At 74.9% G+C, this 4395-nt stretch carries 6 protein-coding genes and 2 pseudogenes; 1 reads left to right on the top strand and 7 read right to left on the bottom strand.

Features of this window, described 5'->3' with window-relative positions; translation table 11 throughout:
• From HGA02_RS11525 to clpS, 5 genes are all read right to left on the bottom strand, one after another.
• A partial coding sequence (locus tag HGA02_RS11525; protein ID WP_168679131.1) for a hypothetical protein occupies window positions 1–441 on the bottom strand: 441 nt, incomplete at its 3' end.
• Between the two features lie 58 nt (window positions 442–499).
• The gene (locus HGA02_RS11520) at window positions 500–1288 is read right to left on the bottom strand and encodes an MBL fold metallo-hydrolase (protein ID WP_168679130.1); all 789 of its coding nucleotides are present in this window, start codon (window positions 1286–1288) and stop codon (window positions 500–502) included.
• Complete coding sequence (murI, locus tag HGA02_RS11515) at window positions 1285–2100, bottom strand: glutamate racemase (protein ID WP_168679129.1); 816 nt, start codon at window positions 2098–2100, stop codon at window positions 1285–1287. Before murI ends, HGA02_RS11520 begins: the two co-directional genes overlap by 4 nt.
• A gap of 10 nt (window positions 2101–2110) precedes the next feature.
• On the bottom strand, window positions 2111–2740 hold the full coding sequence (locus tag HGA02_RS11510; protein WP_168679128.1) for a DUF2017 domain-containing protein: 630 nt from the start codon (window positions 2738–2740) through the stop codon (window positions 2111–2113).
• Window positions 2740–3033: an ATP-dependent Clp protease adapter ClpS gene (clpS, locus tag HGA02_RS11505; protein ID WP_124344637.1), complete on the bottom strand. Its 294-nt coding sequence runs from the start codon at window positions 3031–3033 to the stop codon at window positions 2740–2742. Before clpS ends, HGA02_RS11510 begins: the two co-directional genes overlap by 1 nt.
• A gap of 67 nt (window positions 3034–3100) precedes the next feature.
• Here clpS and HGA02_RS11500 point away from each other — a divergent pair.
• A pseudogene (locus HGA02_RS11500) lies at window positions 3101–3554 on the top strand (nicotinate phosphoribosyltransferase); the annotation flags it as partial.
• Here HGA02_RS11500 and HGA02_RS11495 read toward each other — a convergent pair.
• Complete coding sequence (locus HGA02_RS11495; protein WP_246247698.1) at window positions 3514–4044, bottom strand: YhgE/Pip domain-containing protein; 531 nt, start codon at window positions 4042–4044, stop codon at window positions 3514–3516. The pseudogene HGA02_RS11500 and the gene HGA02_RS11495 overlap by 41 nt on opposite strands.
• A 114-nt stretch (window positions 4045–4158) precedes the next feature.
• Window positions 4159–4395: pseudogene (locus tag HGA02_RS11490) on the bottom strand (ATP-binding cassette domain-containing protein); the annotation flags it as partial.

Below are 4395 nucleotides of genomic sequence, written 5' to 3'. Positions count from 1 at the left end.
GATCGCGTCGCGGACGCGCAGCGCACGACGCCAGCCCATGACGTCGGCGACCGCGACGGCGGGCGCGTCGTCGTCGCCCGCGGGCGTCACCGCGACGGCCCAGGGGCGACGCAGCAGCAGCCGCCCGACGAACGCCAGGACCAGGACGACGATTACGACGAGGAGGTCGAGCACGACCAGCAGCAGCGGCACGAGGAACAGCCACACGAGCAGCACGCCGAGCACGAACGCGACCGCGCCGACGACCCACGCGACGACGCCGCCGAGGTCGTCGAGGCCGCTCGCGAGCTCGCCGACGCCGTCGAACGCGACGTCCGCACCCTCCCGGTTGCGGCGGTGCGACCGGCGCAGCCGGCGGAACACGCGCGACCACCGGGGCGCCCACTGCACGGCGACGTCGAACGGCGGACCCGCGGGCGGGCGGACGGTACGGGTGCGCATGACCGCACAGCGTGCCAGCCAGGGCCGGCGCGGTGGGGCCGCGTCCGCGGGTGTCGGGTCAGAGGGTGTGCACGTCGCCCGGACGGGCGAGCGCCACGGGACCGTCGTACACCGCGTGCGCCTCCGCGACCGCGACCTGCGGGTCGTTCCACGCGGGGATGTGCGTGAGCACGAGCTGCCGGGCTCCACCGCGGGCGGCCGCCTCGCCGGCGCGGCGACCGGTGAGGTGCACGCCGCGGACGGCGTCGTCGCGCCCCTCGACGAACGCGGCCTCGGCGAGCAGCAGGTCGACCCCGGCCGCGAGCGTGTCGAGGCCGGCGCACGCGTCGGTGTCGCCGGTGTAGGCGAGCGTGACGGTCGCCGACGGGTCGGCCTCGGACGGACCGGTGACCCGGATCCCGAAGGCGGGGACCGGGTGCTCGACCGGCACCGGTGTCAGCGTCAGCGGGCCGACGACGACGGGCGCCGCCGGGTCCCACGCGTGGAACGTGAACTGCCCGCCGACGTCGGTCGCGGGGTCGCCGCCCGCGATCTGCGTGAGCCGCTGCGCGGTCCCCTCGGGTCCGTGCACGTCGACCGGCGGGAGCGCACCGTCGGGGTGGTACCGCCGCAGCACATTGAGCACGACCATGTCCGCGACGTGGTCGGCGTGCAGGTGGGACAGGCCGATCGCGTCGATGCGCGTCGGGTCGCCGAACCGCTGGAGCGGCCCGAGCGCGCCGTTGCCGAGGTCCAGCAGCACGGTCCACGTGCGCCCGTCGGCGTCGTCGGCCTGCACGAGGTAGCCGGACGCGGCCGCGTCGGGGCCGGGGAACGAGCCCGCGCAGCCCACGACGACGAGCCTCATCGCAGGGCCATCCGCGACTCGACCGACCCGACCTCGGGCCCGAGGAACCGGCGGGCGAGGGCGTGGAACGAGTCGGGGTCGCCCGTCGCGAGGAAGCGGTGCGTCGGCGGGCCGGCCGCGGGGTCGCGCTCGAGGCCGTGCGCGACGAGCGTCCGGTACACGTCCTTCGCGGTCTCCTCGGCGCTCGACACGAGCGTGACCTCGTCGCCCATGACGTACGAGATCGCGCCGGTCAGCAGCGGGTAGTGCGTGCAGCCGAGGACGAGCGTGTCGACGCCGGCCTCCTTGACGGGTTCGAGGTACTCGCGGGCCACCGCCAGCACCTCGGGCCCCGACGTGATGCCCGCCTCGACGAGCTCGACGAACCGGGGGCACGCCTGCGTGGTGAGCGTCACGCCCGGCGCGACGGCGAACGCGTCGTCGTAGGCCCGGGACTCGACGGTCGCGCGCGTGCCGATGACGCCGATCCGGCCGGTCCGCGTCGCGGCGACCGCGCGCCGCGCGGCCGGGAGGATCACCTCGACGACCGGGATGCCGCGACGCAGCGTGTACCGCTCGCGCGCGTCTCGGAGCATCGCGGCCGACGCCGTGTTGCACGCGATGACCAGCAGCTTCACACCCGCGTCGACCAGGTCGTCCATGACCTCGAGCGCGTGCGCCCGCACCGCGGCGAGCGGCTTGGGCCCGTACGGGGTGTTGAGCGTGTCGCCGATGTAGAGCGTGGACTCGTGCGGCAGCTGGTCGAGGATGGACCGCGCCACCGTGAGACCGCCGACGCCGGAGTCGAAGATGCCGAGGGGGGCGTCGTTCACGGGCGAGAGCCTAACCCTCGCGCGACGGACGGCCGGACGCACCGCCGCGCCGCGCGTGCTCGAGCATGAGCCCGACGAGCGACTCCTGCAGCCAGCTCAGCGCGCCGTAGAGCGACACGAGGTAGCGCCGGACGTCGACGTCCTGCCCCTCGGCCTCGTCCGACAGCACGTCGTACAGCTGCTCGGCGTCCTGGTCCGTGCGCACGTCGAGCCGTTCCGCGAGCACGAGCCGCAGGTCCGTGAGGGCTGCCGCGAGCTCGGGGGCGTCCTGCGGGGCGACCGTGAGGAGGTCCTGCCGTCGCCCGTCGCCGGGTGTCGTCAGCAGCGTCCACATCACCCCGAGGCGTGCGACCTTGCGCGCCCGCAGGTCGTCCTCGGTCAGGCGGCGGAACTCGGCCGCGACGTCCGGGTCGTCCTGCGACGCGTCGGGCAGCAGCCGGCGGACGGCGGGGTCCTGCGGCGGGGAGACGTCCTCGGTGCGCAGGAGCGGGACCTCGGGCGCCGCGGCCGGACCGGCCTCGTCGAACCGGGGCGCTCCCAGCAGCTGCGCGACGTCCGCGACGAGCGCCGCGACCACCTCGCGCTCCGAGGCGTCGAGCCGCGCGACGAACGCGCCGTGCTTCTCCGTGAACGCGCGCATCAGACCCCGCTGCGCTGCAGCGTCGCCCACAGGCCGAACCCGTGCATCGCCTGCACGTCGACCTCCATGCCCTCGAGCGACCCGCTCGACACGACGGCCCGCCCCTCCTCGTGCACCTGGCGCATGAGCTTCTCGGCCTTCTCGTGCGGGTGGCCGAAGTACGTCTCGAACACGTAGGTCACGTAGGACATGAGGTTGACGGGGTCGTTCCACACGATGGTGACCCACGGGTCGGCGACGGCCGCCTGCTCGGCGGCCTCGACGCGTTCGTCGGGCGCGGTCTGGACGGGCACCCGACCACTGTAGGTGCCCGTGCGCGCCGGGCGCGCCGCCCGGTCCCGGGCGTCCTACGTTGGCGGCATGACGCACCCGCAGCCCGCCGCCGTCCCCGTGACGTCGCTGCTCACCGACCGTTACGAGCTCACGATGCTGCAGGCGGCGCTCGCCGACGGCAGCGCGCACCGCCGCTGCGTGTTCGAGGTGTTCACGCGTCGCCTGCCGCCCGGCCGCCGGTACGGGGTGGTCGCGGGCACGGGCCGGCTGCTCGAGGCGCTGCCCGCGTTCCGGTTCACGTCGCGCGAGCTCGACTGGCTCTCCGACGAGGGCGTCGTCGACGACGCGACGCTCGCGTTCCTCGCCGACTACCGCTTCACCGGCTCGATCCGCGGGTACGCCGAGGGCGAGGTGTTCTTCCCGCAGTCGCCGCTGCTGGTCGTCGAGGGCACGTTCGCCGAGGCCGTGCTGCTCGAGACGCTCGCGCTGTCGATCCTCAACTACGACTCGGCGGTCGCGTCCGCGGCGTCGCGCAGCCGGACGGCACCGTCGGCGGCCTCGGTGAAGCCGTCGTGCGCCTGCGAGAGCCCGACGAGCACGGCGTCGACGGCCTGCTCGCCCGCGGTCGCCGAGACGGCGGCCGTGATGCGCTCCATCGCGGTGCGGCCGAGCGACGTGACGAGGAACGAGTTGGCGTCGTCGTAGGCGACGTCGATGCGCGCCGAGCGCGGGGAGTCGCCGCCGGCGGAGACGAGGTCGGCGGAGAAGTCCGCCGGCACCGTGACGCTGAAGTAGTAGCGGCCGGAGTCGACGCCGTCGGCCGCGTCCGCGGGGTCGGTGACGACCCAGTCGAGGCGGTGCTCGTCCACGAGCCGGTCGACGAGGTCGGCGCCCGCGTGCACGGGCTCGCCGTCGCGCGTCGCACCCGTGTCGATGTCGACGAGCGCGACGGGGATGCGGTCGAGGTGCCCGGTGGGGTTCCAGAACGCCCAGAGGTACAGGACGCCGTAGAGCAGCGGCACGACGATCATCGCGACGACGGCCAGGCGCGGCAGCGTGCCGCGACGGAAGCGGCGCAGCTCGGTGCCGGCGGTGAGCGAGAGCATGACGGTCCTCGGGGTGCGGGTGGGGTGCGGACGGAGGGGTCAGAGGGGGAGCGCGACGACGGTCGGCGGCGTGACCCAGCGGGTGCGCGCGACCTCGTCGGCGCTCGCGCACGCGGCGACGACCGTGAGGCCGTCGGCGGCGAGCTGCTCGAGCCGGGTCCAGACGACCTGGCGGCGGGCGTCGTCGAGCACCTGGTCGACGTCGTCGACCACGAGCAGGCGAGGCCGCTGCAGCAGGGCGAGGCCGAGGCGCAGCAGCATCGCGTCGAGCTCGTC

Origin of the sequence: Cellulomonas septica, assembly GCF_012396155.1 — a bacterium.
Classification (GTDB): Bacteria; Actinomycetota; Actinomycetes; order Actinomycetales; family Cellulomonadaceae; genus Cellulomonas; species Cellulomonas septica.
The sequence above is the reverse complement of the archived record's forward strand: the minus strand, read 5'-3'. Positions and strand labels throughout refer to the sequence as shown.